A 13,135-nucleotide genomic window follows, 5' to 3' on the forward strand; every position below is an offset into this window, starting at 1 on the left:
GCTTGAGGCCCCCTTCGGGGGGCCTTTCTTCAACAGAACCGGAAGGCATCCGACAATGCGCATTATTGCCTTGGCGTTTTTGCTGTGCCTGGCCAGCGTGAGCGAAGCGGCACAAATGCCGCTGTCCGTCTTGCCGGGTGGTGCCGTGGTGTTCAAGCCCATCCAGAGCGTACGCGAACGCAAGTTCGCCGACCTGGTGCAACAGAAGACCGACTTCAGCTGCGGCGCCGCCGCACTGGCCACCATCCTGCGCCAGGCCTACTGGCTGGATGTCGACGAACAACAGATCATCGAGGGCATGCTGGCCCACGCCGACCAGGACCTGGTGCGCACGCAAGGCTTCTCGATGCTCGACATGAAACGCTACGTGGAAAGCCTGGGAATGCGTGCCCGCGGCTACCGGGTAGCGCCCGAGACCCTGCACAGCGTGCGCATCCCGGTCGTGGTACTGATGGACGTGCGCGGCTACAAGCACTTCGTGGTCATGCAGAAGGTCGACAAGGGCTGGGTGTACATCGGTGACCCGGTACTGGGCCACAAGCGCTACAAGGTCGATGATTTTCTCAAGGGCTGGAACGGCATCATCTTCGCCGTGATCGGCCAGGGCTACGACAAGAACAACGTCTTGCTCGATCCGCCCCTGCCCCTGACCGCCAAGGGCCGGGTGAACAACTTCACCCCGGTGCAGGACGCAGAGCTTCTGGACTTCGGTTTCATCAAAAGCGACTTCTTCTAACGACGCTTGCAACGACAAGGAGCACGACGCTCCGGGGAGCACCCAATGAAGAATCCATTCTGGCTCGCTGTGGTTTGCCTGGCAGCCAGCCTGCCGGCCCACGCCGAAACGTTCAAGCCCATCGAACTGAAAGACCAGGAGTTGGCGAACTTGCGCGGGCGCTATGTGCTGCCGGGGCGCATCGTCAGTTTCGGCATCGTCATGACCAGCACCTGGCAGAACGCCAACGGTGAGGTGATCGGTGCGACTTCCACCCTGCAGATCCAGCAGTCGACCATCAAGCCACAGTTCTATGTGTCGCTGATCGACGAAAAAGGCAGCGGTTCGACCGCCGGCGGCGCTGCCTCCGCCGGCAACGGTACGGTCACCGGCGGCAGCGGGCTCAACAACACCGAAGGGGTGACCCAGGTGGTGCGCGCGGCCGGTGACAACAACACCGCCTACAACAACGTTGACATCAATGTGACCAAGGCCAACCAGGCACCAGCCACACAACCACAGGGCCAGGTACTGGCCGCGGGCCAGACCCTGGTCGGCGAAAACGGTGCAGGCTCGTTCAGCGTGTCGTCGACCGGTGTTGGCGTGCAACTCAACATCAATGCCAGCAACAACCAGGGTAGCAGCGTACAGCGCCTGGCCCAGGGTGGCCTGATGCAGAACTCGACGCTGCTTGGCAATGGCAACCACGTCAACAACGTCACATCCCTCAACGTGGTCATGCGCGAGAACGTGCCGACAGCCGCGTCGCTGAACGGCAGTCTCGACCAGCTCAAAGGTCTTCGCACTTTCGGATACTGATCTACGCTCAGTCTCATCAAAAGTAGTCGGCAGGGACGGCAATTCCATGCACCGATCTTTAACGCTACAAGCTTTTGTATGCTTGACTACCTTGGCCCCGGCCACATTGCTCTATGCAGCTGCCGACCCTCAGGTCGAGGCTCTCAAGCAGGAACTGAACGAGCTGAAACGGCGCTACGAAGCCCAGCAGCAAGCGCTGATGGTGCTGGAGCAACGCGTACGCCAGGTTGAGGAAACCCCGGCAGCGCCGCCACCCAAACGCCTGGTCAGGTCCCCCGCCGAAGGGGTAAAGGGCGCGCAGACAGTGGCCTCGGGCGCGCCGGGCACCACCGGCAGCTCCTATGGCCAGGCGCTGACCGCCGACGCCGAACCGGCACAGAGCGTATCCAACCTGTATGACGAGGCCAGCGGCTTCTTCGGCGGCGGCAAGTTCAGCTTCGAGACCGGCGTCACCTACACCCACTACGATACCCGGGCACTGGTGCTCAACGGTTTCCTGGCGCTGGACTCTATCTTCCTGGGCAGCATCAACCTCGACCGGATCAAGGCAGACAACTGGACCCTGGACATGACCGCGCGCTATAACGTGGCGCAGCGCTGGCAGTTCGACATCAACGTACCGGTGGTGTATCGCCAGTCCACCTATTCCTCCGGCGGCGCGGGCGGTGCCGGGCCGAGCACCTCCGACGAAACCGTCACTCGCGACCCGGAAATCGGCGATATCAACGTCGGCGTGGCCTACAAGTTCCTCGACGAATCGGAGACCTGGCCCGACGCCGTGGCTACCCTGCGCATCAAGGCACCCACCGGCAAGGACCCGTATGGCATCAAGCTGCGCGAAGTGCCCGGCAACGACAACCTGTCAGTGCCGGAAAGCCTGCCGACCGGCAACGGCGTCTGGTCGATCACGCCAGGCATCTCGCTGGTCAAGACCTTCGACCCGGCCGTGCTGTTCGGCAGCCTGTCCTACACCTACAACATGGAAGACTCGTTCAGCGACATCAGCCCGCAGGCCAACAGCAAGGTGCCGGGTGACGTGAAGCTGGGGGACTCCTGGCAGATCGGCGGCGGTATCGCCTTTGCCCTGAACGAGAAGATGAGCATGTCGTTCTCGGTGTCCGACCAGTTCGCCCGCAAGAGCAAGATCAAACCGGATGGCGGCGACTGGCAGTCGATCTCCAACAGCGACTACAACGCGGCCAACTTCAATATCGGCATGACCTTCGCCGCCACCGACAACCTGACCATCGTGCCCAACCTGGCCATTGGTCTGACCGATGACGCGCCAGACTTTTCCTTCAGCCTGAAATTCCCCTACTACTTCTGAGACTTGCCATCGGCGGGCCCGCGCGAACGGGCCCGGCTTTTGGTTACCAGCCTTGTCCCGGACCGCCTTCATTGCCCCGTCCTGTTATCATCAAGCACAGATGCATGACGTTTTAATGGCAAAAGGGATGTTTTTGTGAAGAACCTGTCAGACCACCCACGTACCCGGCTTGTCGCCTTGGCGACCCTGGTACTGGTGATCCCACTGGGTACGCGCGCCATGCTGGGTTGGTCCAACCCGCTCGGTTACCTGTCCGACCTTGCCCTCGGCAGCCTGCTGGTCTTGCTGCTGCACCGTCGGCCGTGGTGGCTGGCGCTGCCCGTATTGCTGGCCTGGGTGGCCCTCTGGGTGGCTTCGGCCGAATTGGTGAGCGCGGTGGGCCGCCTGCCCACCAGCGCCGACCTGACGTATCTGGTCGACCCGCAGTTCATGGGCAATTCGACCGGTGGCGGTCTGGCCCATGCCTGGCTGCCCTGGGCCATGGGCGCCGGCCTGCTGGCCTGGCTGGCCACCGCCTGGCGCAGCCGCACACAACGCAGCCAGCCACTGCCACGCAAGGCCTGGGCCATTCCGCTGCTGCTGTTTGGCGCCCATTGGGGCAGCCAGCAACTGGTACCTTCCGACGCCGACCAATGGCGGCAATACAACCTCACCCACCAACTGCTGTCGGCCGGGGCCGGTAACCTGCAACGCCAGGTCGAAGGCTGGATGGGCCGGACGCAAACCTTCACGCCCCTGGCCAGCACTGGCCTGACCCAGTCCGACCTGCATGGCCAACGCCTGCTAGCCGGCCCAGGTAACGCCCGTAACCTGCTGGTCATCACCGTGGAAGGCATCCCCGGGGCCTACCTGCGGCCCAACCGCCAGGCCCTGCACAGCCGCTTCGACGAAGAGCTGATGCCCAAGCTCAGCCAGTGGGCCGAGCGCGGCATGAACACCCCGGACTACGTGCTGCATACCCACCAGACCATCCGTGGCCTGTACGCGATGCTGTGCGGTGACTACGACAAACTGGCCAACGGCACGCCCAAGGGCATGGAACTGCTGACCCAGAACGAACGCAACCAGGCCTGCCTGCCGGCGCAGTTGCGCCAGGCCGGTTTTACCACCCACTACCTGCAAGGCGCCGGCCTGCGTTTCATGGCCAAGGACCGCATCATGCCGCACATCGGCTTTGACGCGGTGCACGGCCAGGAGTGGTTCCGCAACAAGAACTACCTGGAATTCCCCTGGGGCAAGGATGACCGGGCCTTCTTCGAAGGTGCGCTGGACTATGTCGGGCAGCTGCAAAAGCAGGACAAACCCTGGATGCTGACCCTGCTCACCGTGGGCACCCACCAGCCGTACTCGGCACCGGCCGAATACCTGGAGCGCTATGACACGCCGAAACAGGCGGCAGTCGCCTACCTGGACGACGCGCTCGGGGCGTTCCTCGACAACCTCGAACGCCAAGGCGTACTCAAGGACACCCTGGTGGTGGTAACTTCCGACGAGTCCCACGGCATCGACGGTGTGCGCCTGGCCTCGTCCTGGGGCTTCAACCTCACCCTGGCGCCGGAGCAGGGGCAGTTGCCACGGATCAAGCGCGGAACCTACGGCCATATTGACCTGGCCACTTCCCTGCTCGACTACTTTGCCCTGCCCATCCCAGTGGCGCTCGGCGGTCGCTCGCTGTACCGCGACTACGACAGCGGTCGCGAGATGATCTCCTACACCAACGGCATGCTGCGTTATCACGACGGCCAGGGCGTGTTCACCGAATGCGACTTCCAACAGCGCTGCCGGCGTTACGCCAGCGAGGGCTTCATCGCCGACCAGGCACGTTACCTTGGCCCTGGCGACAGCCTGCTCGGCCAGCAGATCGTTGCCCTCGCCGAGGTGCTCGACCAGTCCCTGCTGCAAACACCGCTCAACCTGCGTTACCAGTTCGGCGGCCCATCGCCGATCAAGCTGCGCAAGCGCATTCACGATGACTGGGCCGACAACCTGATCGGCGCCCAGTACCTGGAAATGCCCGAGGGCTCGCATACCCGCGTGCGGGTCAAGGTACGCTCGCTGGACCCTCAGCGCGCAGCCTATATCCAGCTCAAGGCCAAGCAGTTGGAGCAGGACGTACCGCTGGGCTTGCCTGACGAAGTGAAAGTCACCACCGATGAGCCGCTGGAGATGGAGTTCAGCTTCGACAACCCGACCGCACGCAAGGCGTTTTCCTTCCATTTGCTGGGCTATGGCGGTGGCCAGGTGGAAATCAGCGACTTCAGCGTGATCACCGCGCTGCCTGGGGAAGATGAGGCAGCGGATGAACTGAGCGAGGGGCATATCGCCCATTCGGGCTAAGCGCAGTACCGCTCATCGCCCGGCCTGCGCGGCCTGTCGATTCAACCCGCCCGTGCTCGACTAGTGTGTGAATCCCCCAATGTGGAGATAGCACCATGAGCACGAGCGAAAGCAGTCACCCGGTGGTTTCCCGCAGCCAGTGGCTGGCGGCCCGCCGGCAGCTGTGGCTGCACGAAAAAGCCTTTACTCACCACCGCGACGCGCTGGCCGCAGCCCGTCGCGCCCTGCCCTGGGTCAAGCTGGAGCACGGCTATCGCTTCCACGGGCCGGACGGCGAACTGAGCCTGGCCGACCTGTTCGCGGGCCGCAGCCAATTACTGGTCTACCACTTCATGTTCGCCGAGGGCTGGAGCGAAGGCTGCCCCGGCTGCTCGTTCCTGGCCGACCACTTTGACGGCGCCAACCTGCACCTGGCGCATCACGACGTGTCACTGGTGGCGGTGTCGCGGGCGCCGTATGCCGAGTTCCAGGCCTTCCGCCGGCGCATGGGCTGGCAGTTCCCCTGGTATTCGTCACATGGCAGCAGGTTCAACGAGGACTTTGGCGTCAGCGTTGGCAGTGAGGGCCAGCGGCAGTACAACTATGAGCCCTATGATGGCAACGAAAGCGAGCTTCCCGGGCTGAGTGCGTTCTACCGCGAGCCGGATGGCAGCGTGTACCACACCTACTCAACCTATGCCCGCGGGCTGGATATCCTGGTCAATACCTACAACTTCCTCGACATTGCGCCACTGGGGCGCAATGAGGGTGGGACCATGGACTGGGTGCGGCACCATGACCGTTATGAAGGGCAGCCGGACAAACCTCACTGCTGCCATACATAACGTGAGGCAACATATATCCCTGTGGGAGCGGCTTTAGCCGCGAAGAAGCCAACGCGGTGGGTGGCACCGGCTGCGCCGGTGTTCGCGGGTAAACCCGCTCCCACAGGAATTGCGCCATGGTCCAGACGGCGTTCAACCCGTTACATCACCCGCGCACGCCCAGCATCCCGCGCTCGACGATGAAATCGATCACCGCCTGCAGCCCCTCGCCCTTCTTCAGGTTGCTGAAGGTCCATGGCCGCTGTGGGCGCATGCGCTGGGTATCGCGCTCCATCACTTCCAGAGAAGCGCCCACATAGGGCGCCAGATCGGTCTTGTTGATCACCAGGAAATCCGACTTGGTAATCCCCGGCCCGCCCTTGCGCGGAATCTTCTCGCCTTCGGCCACATCGATCACGTAAATGGTCAGGTCGGCCAGCTCCGGGCTGAACGTGGCACTCAGGTTATCACCGCCGCTTTCGACGAAGATCACCTCAAGGTTGCCAAACTTGCGCGCCAGTGCTTCGACCGCCGCCAGGTTCATCGAGGCGTCTTCACGAATCGCCGTGTGCGGGCAACCGCCGGTTTCCACCCCGACGATGCGCTCCGGCTCCAGGGCCCCGGCTTCGGTGAGGATGCGCTGGTCTTCCTTGGTGTAGATGTCGTTGGTGACCACAGCGATCTGGTAGTGGTCGCGCATGGCCTTGCACAAGGCCTCGAGCAGCGCCGTCTTGCCGGAGCCGACCGGGCCGCCGACACCGACGCGCAGGGGTTGTTGATAGCTTTGCATGCAGGCAGTCCTCAGGAACGGAACAAACGGGTGTATTGGGTTTCGTGACGCGATGAGGCAATGGCCAGCAACGGCAGGCCGCCGCCAAGCTGGTCATCGCCCAGGGCCAGTGCCTGGTCGAGGGCTGCAGGCAGCCCTGCCCCCAGGTCGCGCAGCAAGGTCTGGGCAGCCTGCTGGCCGAACGGCACCAGCTTGACCCCAGCCATTACCGCGCCCTCCAGCCAGGCAAAGCCATGACCCAGGGCCAACTGGCGCAATGGGATCGCCCAGTGCGCAGCCAGCCAGGCCATACCGCCCAGCTGGGTGAGTTCGAGGCTGGCACGCCAGGCCGGCGCCTGACCCAGTTGCCAGCCATCCAGCAGCCGTGCCAGCGCCGCGCCGCGCTGCTGCTCTTCCAGGCGCAGTTCGGCGGTTTCGCGGTTGGCCAGCAGAAAGCGGCTCCAGTGGCCGAAAGCCTCGGCGTCCTCGGCCTGGCAGGCACGGTACAGGCGCGCCAGCACCGGCCAGTCGAGGCAGGCCAGGGTGTCGTCGATCTGTTCGCGCTGCCAGGCAGCGAAACCATCCACGTCCCGTACCCAGCCGACTTCGACCGCCCACTCCAGGCCTTGCGAGTAGGTAAAACCACCCACCGGCAAGCCAGGGCTGGCCAGCTGCAACAGGCGCAGCAACGCCAGGTCGCTGTCCATCAACCGGCCAGTACCAGCGCGGCGCCGGCCAGCAGGCCGCCGCCAAAGGCTTTCTGCAAGCCACTATGCCTGCGCAGCAGACAACCGACCGCGAAGCCGGCCGCCAGCAAAAGGCCGCTGACCGTGACGAAGCCGGCACTGAATTGCCAGAACGCGCTTGGTGTGGCCTCCACGCCATGGGCCCAGCCATGGAACAGGGCGAACACCGGCATGGCCATGGCCAGCAGCAGTTGACGGCGAGGCAGCAGCACGGCCCCGGCAGCCACCAGCAGCGACACGGCAATCAGGGTTTCCATGCCCAGCACATCGCCGAACAGGTGGCCGCACACCGCGCCGCCGAACATCGCCGCGAGGGTTGCCAGGGGTAGCGTCAGGCTGCGCCGGGTCAACGCGGCGAGCACACCGGTGCCCAGCAGCATAAGCAGGTGGTCAAGCCCGGTCAGCGGGTGCAGCAGGCCGTCCTGCAGCGGGTTGGCGTCGTGCCCGGGGTGGGCGAAGGCTGGCAGCGCCAGCATCAGCAGAAACAGGGCGAAAGTCTTTTTCATCGGTTGCTCCAGGCAGTTCAGGAATGGGCAGGCAGGCGCACGAACGGATGATCGTGGCCGTGGGCATGGCTATGGCTGTGCGGCGCGCTTTGGTAGGCGCCCGCTTCGGGCTCGAAGGGTGCCTGTTCGGCTTCTACCGTCAGGCCCAGACCACGCAACATGTCGTCCAGCACATGGTCGTGCTGGAAGCGCAACAGGCCGGGTTCAATCTGCAGCGGCACATGGCGGTTGCCCAGGTGATAGGCCGCGCGGGCCAGCAAGTGCGAGTCGGCACAGCGCACCGTGGACACTGCTTCGGGTGCCGCCAGCACACGGATCAGCTGTGTACCCTCGGCATCGGCCAGCAGTTCGCCTCCGCGCAGCAGGTGGCCGCGCTCGAGCATCAGCCCGGCCTCGCGGCCATCATCCAGGGTCACCCGCAGGCGGCTCTTGATGCGGCTGTCCACGTCCAGGGTGACGGTACCGGTTTCGCCCAGCGTGCCGGGGTCGGTGATACGGCGGGTCAAGACAATCATCGATGCTCCTTCAGAACAGGAAGTAACGCTGGGCCAGCGGCAGTTCGCGGGCCGGCTCGCAGACCAGCAGTTCGCCGTCGGCACGCACCTGGTAGGTCTGCGCATCGACCTCGATCAGCGGCTGCAGGGTGTTGTGGACCATGTCCGGTTTGCGCACCCGGCGGCAGCCGTGGGCCACGCCGATCAGGCTGCGCAGGTTCAACTCCTCGGCCAGGCCGCGGTCCATCGCTGCCTGGGGCAGGAAGGTCATGCGCGTGGCATGCCGTGCCGCGCCCAGGGCGCCGAACATCGGCCGGTAATGCACCGGTTGCGGCGTGGGGATGGAGCCATTGATGTCGCCCATGGGCGCAGTGACGATCATCCCGCCCTTGATCACCAGGGCCGGCTTGACCGCAAAGAACGCCGGCGCCCACAGCACCAGGTCGGCCAGCTTGCCGACCTCCACCGAGCCCACTTCGTGGCCGATGCCATGGGTCAGTGCCGGGTTGATGGTGTACTTGGCGATGTAGCGCTTGACCCGGAAGTTGTCGCTGTAGCTGGTATCTGGCGCCAGTGGCCCGCGGCGCAGCTTCATCTGGTGGGCCACCTGCCAGGTGCGCAGCACCACCTCGCCAACCCGGCCCATGGCCTGGGAGTCGGACGAGGTCATGGCAAAGGCGCCCATGTCGTGGAGGATGTCCTCGGCGGCGATGGTTTCGCGGCGGATGCGCGACTCGGCAAAGGCCACGTCTTCAGCGATGCTCGGGTCCAGGTGGTGGCAGACCATGAGCATGTCCAGGTGCTCGTCCACGGTGTTGACCGTGTACGGCAGGGTCGGGTTGGTCGAGGACGGTAATACGTTGGCCTGCCCCGCTGCGCGGATGATGTCCGGGGCGTGGCCGCCACCCGCACCCTCGGTGTGGAAGGTGTGGATGGTGCGGTCGCCGATGGCCGCCAGGGTGTCTTCGATACAGCCGGACTCGTTGAGGGTGTCGGTGTGGATCGCCACCTGGATGTCCATTTCCTCGGCCACACCCAGGCAGCAGTCGATGGCCGCCGGTGTCGAACCCCAGTCTTCGTGCAGCTTGAGGCCCACGGCACCGGCCGCGATCTGCTCGCGCAGTGCTTCCGGCCGCGAGGCGTTGCCCTTGCCCAGCAAGCCGATGTTGATAGGCAGGCTGTCGGCGGCCTGAAGCATGCGCGCCAGGTACCAGGGGCCGGGCGTGCAGGTGGTGGCGTTGGTGCCGGTGGCCGGGCCGGTACCGCCACCGATGAAGGTGGTGACACCGCTGTTCAGCGCCTCGTCCACCTGCTGCGGGCAGATGAAGTGGATGTGCGAATCGACGCCACCGGCGGTGACGATCTTGCCCTCGGCCGCGATCACCTCGGTGCCGGGGCCCACCGGCACGTTCACGCCGGGCTGCACATCGGGGTTGCCAGCCTTGCCGATCACCGCGATGCGCCCGTGCTTGATGCCGATATCGGCCTTGACGATGCCCCAGTGGTCGATGATCAGGGCATTGGTCAGTACCAGGTCCATGGCTTCGGCGGCCAGCATCTGGCCCTGCCCCATGCCATCGCGGATGACCTTGCCGCCACCGAACTTGACCTCTTCGCCATAGATGGTGAAGTCCTGCTCCACCTCGACCCACAGCGCAGTGTCGGCCAGGCGTACGCGGTCGCCCACGGTGGGGCCGAACATATCGGCATAGGCCTGGCGGGAAATACGGCTCATGCCCTGCCCTCCAGCGCGCCCATCACCTTGCCCTGAAAGCCATAGACCTCGCGCTTGCCGGCGTAGGCCACCAGTTGCACGGTACGCGCCTGGCCGGGTTCGAAACGCACGGCGGTACCCGCGGGGATGTCCAGGCGAAAGCCCAGGGTCGGTGCGCGCTCGAACACCAGCGCCTCGTTGACTTCATAGAAGTGGTAGTGCGAGCCGACCTGCACCGGCCGGTCGCCATGGTTGGCCACGCTGACGCTGACCGTCGCGCGGCCGCTGTTCAGTTCGATGTCGCCGGCGGCGACCTGGATTTCACCTGGGATCATGCGGGGCTCCTGGGCAGTTTCAGACGATGGGGTCATGCACGGTCACCAGCTTGGTGCCATCCGGGAAGGTCGCTTCGACCTGCACGTCGTGGAGCATTTCGGCAATGCCGGGCATTACCTGCTCGCGGCTCAGCACTTCGCGCCCCAGGCTCATCAGCTCGGCGACGGTGCGGCCATCACGGGCGCCTTCGAGCACGGCGGCACTGATCAGCGCCACCGCTTCCGGGTAGTTGAGCTTCAGGCCACGGGCCAGGCGCCGCTCCGCCAGCAACGCGGCGGTGAACAGCAGCAGTTTGTCTTTCTCTCTCGGGGTCAGCTCCATGGCGCTCTCTCAGGTAGCCCAGATACGCGGCGGGCAGGCAGGCAGGCCGAGGACGGCCGGGCGCAGCACATGCCACAGGCGTTGCAGGGTGCGTTGCAGGTGTTGGTTGTCATGGTCGAGCACGCGGATCACCAGCAGCGACCCGAGCAGGGTCGCGCCAGCCGGGTTGGCCAGTTCGTCAAGCAGCGGGCGCACCAGCTCCAGCACGGCCTGGTCGGCTGGTGCGGCGCAGAAGGTGGCCAGCAGCGGATGCCCGCCTAGCTTGTCCAGGCGCCCGCCTTCAAGACGCAGGCGCTCGTGCAGGCCGACTTCGTCGGGCAGTTCGATGTGCAGGCGGCTGTCGAGGGCACCCTGGTCGAAACGCTCGCCCATCACCGGGCGCCCCAGGCACAGGGTTTCCCAGGCCAGCAGGCGCGCCCCCGGTTCGAGGGTGAAACGGCTTTGCAGGCTGGCACGGGCGCCGGAAAAGAAGATGCTGTCCTGCGGTAGCCACTCCAGGGTGCTGTCAGCGGCCAGGTGGAAGCGCTGGGCCAGCCGCGCGGTCGGGCCGATGCTGCGGTAGAACTTGCTGGCGCCGGGCATGGTCAGCAGCGCGTGGCTGCCCGGTTCCAGCTGGATGTCCAGTTCCAGGCGGTCGCCGGCGACGATGCCGCCGGGTGGGTGCAGCACGTAGACATGGCAAGGTGCACCTTCCGGATAGAACGGCCGCTGCACCAAAAGAGGTCCGAAATGCCGCCACGCACCAAGGCGGGTCACCTCGTCGCGCCTGACGAAGCGCAACTGCAGGTGGGCGCTCCAGCCTGCATCGTCTTGCTGTTGTTCAATCTGCTCCGCGAGCGACATCCTGCGGCCCCTGAAATCCGTGGCCTGCTGGCCGTTTAGAGGGGCAGGCATGCACGGCTACAGCGCGCGCGGCCTGACCACTCGATCAAATTCTCAGGCTGGATATAGCAGGTTGCGGGCCAACTCCGCAGGTGAACGAAAATGAAACTTTTGCCACAGCCGCTCTGGCATCGGGCATACGGGGGGATGGCGCACAAGGCGGGGGCGTGCATCGGCCCTGTTTCGGTGCCGGGCCATCTCAAGGCAAAAAATTACCCGATGCTGTGACACGGCTTCTGTGGGCGCGGGTTTACCCGCGAAGCATCCCACCCAGTGCATGGCACGGGCTTCGCCCGTGTTCGCGGGTGAACCCGCTCCCACAGGGTTGGAGCTAGTCCTTTATACAGCGGCAAAGCCTCAGTAATCGAAGCGGTCCACCGCACGCCGGCGTTCGTTGTCATCACGCCGGTCATAGATGGCCGTGGTCTGGATATTGGCGTGATGCGCCAGCTTCTGCGCAATCGACAGGTCATGCTCTTCGATCACCCGGGTGATGAACGCCCGGCGGAAGTCGTGCGGCATGATCTTCACGCCCACCTGCGCGCCACGCTGGCGGGCGATGTAGTAAATGGCATGCTTGGTGATACGCGCCCGGGTGATGTGGCTGCCACGGCGGATGCGGTTGAACAGGAACGGGTCGTCTTCAGCCCCTGCCGGCAGGTCCTGGCGGCGCAGGTCCAGCCACGCCTGCAACTTCTCGAACGCCCATGGCGGGGCGTACTTGATCAACTGGCGGTTACCCTTGCCCAGCACCTGCAGGCTGCGCGCCTCGAAATCGACCTGGTCCAGGTCGATGTCCACCGATTCCGACTTGCGCATGCCTGTGCCGTACAGCAAAGCGATGATCGCCGCGTCACGTACCCCCTGCGGCCGTGGGTCGGCCGCACACACATCCATCAGCTCGCGGATCAGGCTGCGGCGCAGGTTGCGCCCCGGCGGCAGGCGGCTGCCAGTGTCCGGCTTGACCTCGCGAATGCGCAGCAACTGCTCGTGATCGATCAGGCCCTGGCGCCAGGCTTCGTTCATCACTCCGCGGATGGCGTTGACGTACAGCGACGAGCTGTTGGGTGCGTAACCGTCGGCACGCAGCGCCGCTACCAGGGCGATCACATGGCCGGGCTCGAGCCGATGCCAAGGCACATCGACGATATTGCAGTCGACAAAACCCAGCCGGTCGGCGGCGTCCTGAAGGATGTAGCGCATGGTTTGCTGGCTGGATGGGGCCAGGCGGGCCATGTACTGCAGCAGCGGATTTTTCGAGAGCTCGGACAAAACGTGAATCCTGTAGCGAAGCGTTGACCAGCAGCGAACCGGCCAAACCCTGAAGCAAGTCAAAACGACATATACGCAAGTCTGAATGACAGCA

The 13,135-nt window shown here is 64.7% G+C and carries 14 protein-coding genes; 5 read left to right on the forward strand and 9 right to left on the reverse strand.

Going from position 1 to position 13,135, the window contains the following annotated elements; genetic code table 11:
* Positions 1-55: 55 nt before the first annotated feature.
* From ACIQYU_RS19420 to ACIQYU_RS19440, 5 genes are all read left to right on the forward strand, one after another.
* On the forward strand, positions 56-736 hold the full coding sequence (locus tag ACIQYU_RS19420) for a C39 family peptidase (protein ID WP_144173672.1): 681 nt from the start codon (positions 56-58) through the stop codon (positions 734-736).
* 45 nt (positions 737-781) lie between these two features.
* Positions 782-1,534 (forward strand): hypothetical protein, encoded by a 753-nt coding sequence (locus ACIQYU_RS19425; RefSeq protein WP_207835119.1) that lies wholly within the window; start codon positions 782-784, stop codon positions 1,532-1,534.
* 46 nt (positions 1,535-1,580) lie between these two features.
* Entirely contained in the window at positions 1,581-2,861 is a 1,281-nt protein-coding gene (locus tag ACIQYU_RS19430) for a hypothetical protein (RefSeq protein WP_207835121.1), read from the forward strand.
* 135 nt (positions 2,862-2,996) lie between these two features.
* The gene (locus tag ACIQYU_RS19435) at positions 2,997-5,198 is read left to right on the forward strand and encodes an LTA synthase family protein (RefSeq protein ID WP_402801586.1); all 2,202 of its coding nucleotides are present in this window, start codon (positions 2,997-2,999) and stop codon (positions 5,196-5,198) included.
* Between the two features lie 95 nt (positions 5,199-5,293).
* On the forward strand, positions 5,294-6,022 hold the full coding sequence (locus ACIQYU_RS19440; protein WP_233687427.1) for a thioredoxin family protein: 729 nt from the start codon (positions 5,294-5,296) through the stop codon (positions 6,020-6,022).
* Positions 6,023-6,167: 145 nt separating this feature from the next.
* On the opposite strand, the gene ureG is transcribed toward ACIQYU_RS19440, so the two are convergent.
* The 9 genes from ureG to xerC form a co-directional block, all read right to left on the reverse strand.
* Positions 6,168-6,791, reverse strand: coding sequence for an urease accessory protein UreG (gene ureG / locus ACIQYU_RS19445; RefSeq protein ID WP_010953755.1), 624 nt, complete (start codon positions 6,789-6,791; stop codon positions 6,168-6,170).
* Between the two features lie 11 nt (positions 6,792-6,802).
* Positions 6,803-7,477 carry an urease accessory protein UreF gene (locus ACIQYU_RS19450; protein ID WP_241106630.1) on the reverse strand — a complete coding sequence of 225 codons (675 nt, stop codon included), beginning with the start codon at positions 7,475-7,477 and terminating at the stop codon, positions 6,803-6,805.
* Positions 7,477-8,022, reverse strand: coding sequence for a HupE/UreJ family protein (locus tag ACIQYU_RS19455; RefSeq protein WP_207838014.1), 546 nt, complete (start codon positions 8,020-8,022; stop codon positions 7,477-7,479). Before ACIQYU_RS19455 ends, ACIQYU_RS19450 begins: the two co-directional genes overlap by 1 nt.
* A gap of 17 nt (positions 8,023-8,039) precedes the next feature.
* The gene (gene ureE / locus ACIQYU_RS19460) at positions 8,040-8,537 is read right to left on the reverse strand and encodes an urease accessory protein UreE (protein WP_207838012.1); all 498 of its coding nucleotides are present in this window, start codon (positions 8,535-8,537) and stop codon (positions 8,040-8,042) included.
* A gap of 10 nt (positions 8,538-8,547) precedes the next feature.
* Complete coding sequence (gene ureC / locus ACIQYU_RS19465; protein ID WP_063913453.1) at positions 8,548-10,251, reverse strand: urease subunit alpha; 1,704 nt, start codon at positions 10,249-10,251, stop codon at positions 8,548-8,550.
* Positions 10,248-10,565: an urease subunit beta gene (locus ACIQYU_RS19470; RefSeq protein ID WP_015270155.1), complete on the reverse strand. Its 318-nt coding sequence runs from the start codon at positions 10,563-10,565 to the stop codon at positions 10,248-10,250. The genes ureC and ACIQYU_RS19470 overlap by 4 nt, the downstream gene beginning before the upstream one ends.
* 19 nt (positions 10,566-10,584) lie before the next feature.
* Positions 10,585-10,887: an urease subunit gamma gene (locus ACIQYU_RS19475; RefSeq protein ID WP_003256923.1), complete on the reverse strand. Its 303-nt coding sequence runs from the start codon at positions 10,885-10,887 to the stop codon at positions 10,585-10,587.
* Positions 10,888-10,896: 9 nt separating this feature from the next.
* Complete coding sequence (locus ACIQYU_RS19480; RefSeq protein ID WP_402801596.1) at positions 10,897-11,730, reverse strand: urease accessory protein UreD; 834 nt, start codon at positions 11,728-11,730, stop codon at positions 10,897-10,899.
* A gap of 396 nt (positions 11,731-12,126) precedes the next feature.
* Positions 12,127-13,041, reverse strand: a complete 915-nt coding sequence (xerC, locus tag ACIQYU_RS19485; RefSeq protein ID WP_207838005.1) for a tyrosine recombinase XerC — start codon at positions 13,039-13,041, stop codon at positions 12,127-12,129.
* Positions 13,042-13,135: the final 94 nt, after the last annotated feature.

It is taken from the genome of Pseudomonas sp. NPDC096925 (genome assembly GCF_044762545.1).
Taxonomy (GTDB): Bacteria; Pseudomonadota; Gammaproteobacteria; order Pseudomonadales; family Pseudomonadaceae; genus Aquipseudomonas.

Bases quoted from the DNA above. Each gene is read 5' to 3' on its own strand.
- ACIQYU_RS19480 (WP_402801596.1), bottom strand. From the start codon at position 11,730: ATGTCGCTCGCGGAGCAGATTGAACAACAGCAAGACGATGCAGGCTGG.
- ACIQYU_RS19430 (WP_207835121.1), top strand. From the start codon at position 1,581: ATGCACCGATCTTTAACGCTACAAGCTTTTGTATGCTTGACTACCTTG.
- ureG (WP_010953755.1), bottom strand. From the start codon at position 6,791: ATGCAAAGCTATCAACAACCCCTGCGCGTCGGTGTCGGCGGCCCGGTC.
- ACIQYU_RS19425 (WP_207835119.1), top strand. From the start codon at position 782: ATGAAGAATCCATTCTGGCTCGCTGTGGTTTGCCTGGCAGCCAGCCTG.
- ACIQYU_RS19455 (WP_207838014.1), bottom strand. From the start codon at position 8,022: ATGAAAAAGACTTTCGCCCTGTTTCTGCTGATGCTGGCGCTGCCAGCC.
- ACIQYU_RS19440 (WP_233687427.1), top strand. From the start codon at position 5,294: ATGAGCACGAGCGAAAGCAGTCACCCGGTGGTTTCCCGCAGCCAGTGG.
- ACIQYU_RS19450 (WP_241106630.1), bottom strand. From the start codon at position 7,477: ATGGACAGCGACCTGGCGTTGCTGCGCCTGTTGCAGCTGGCCAGCCCT.
- ACIQYU_RS19470 (WP_015270155.1), bottom strand. From the start codon at position 10,565: ATGATCCCAGGTGAAATCCAGGTCGCCGCCGGCGACATCGAACTGAAC.
- ACIQYU_RS19475 (WP_003256923.1), bottom strand. From the start codon at position 10,887: ATGGAGCTGACCCCGAGAGAGAAAGACAAACTGCTGCTGTTCACCGCC.
- ACIQYU_RS19420 (WP_144173672.1), top strand. From the start codon at position 56: ATGCGCATTATTGCCTTGGCGTTTTTGCTGTGCCTGGCCAGCGTGAGC.
- ureC (WP_063913453.1), bottom strand. From the start codon at position 10,251: ATGAGCCGTATTTCCCGCCAGGCCTATGCCGATATGTTCGGCCCCACC.
- ureE (WP_207838012.1), bottom strand. From the start codon at position 8,537: ATGATTGTCTTGACCCGCCGTATCACCGACCCCGGCACGCTGGGCGAA.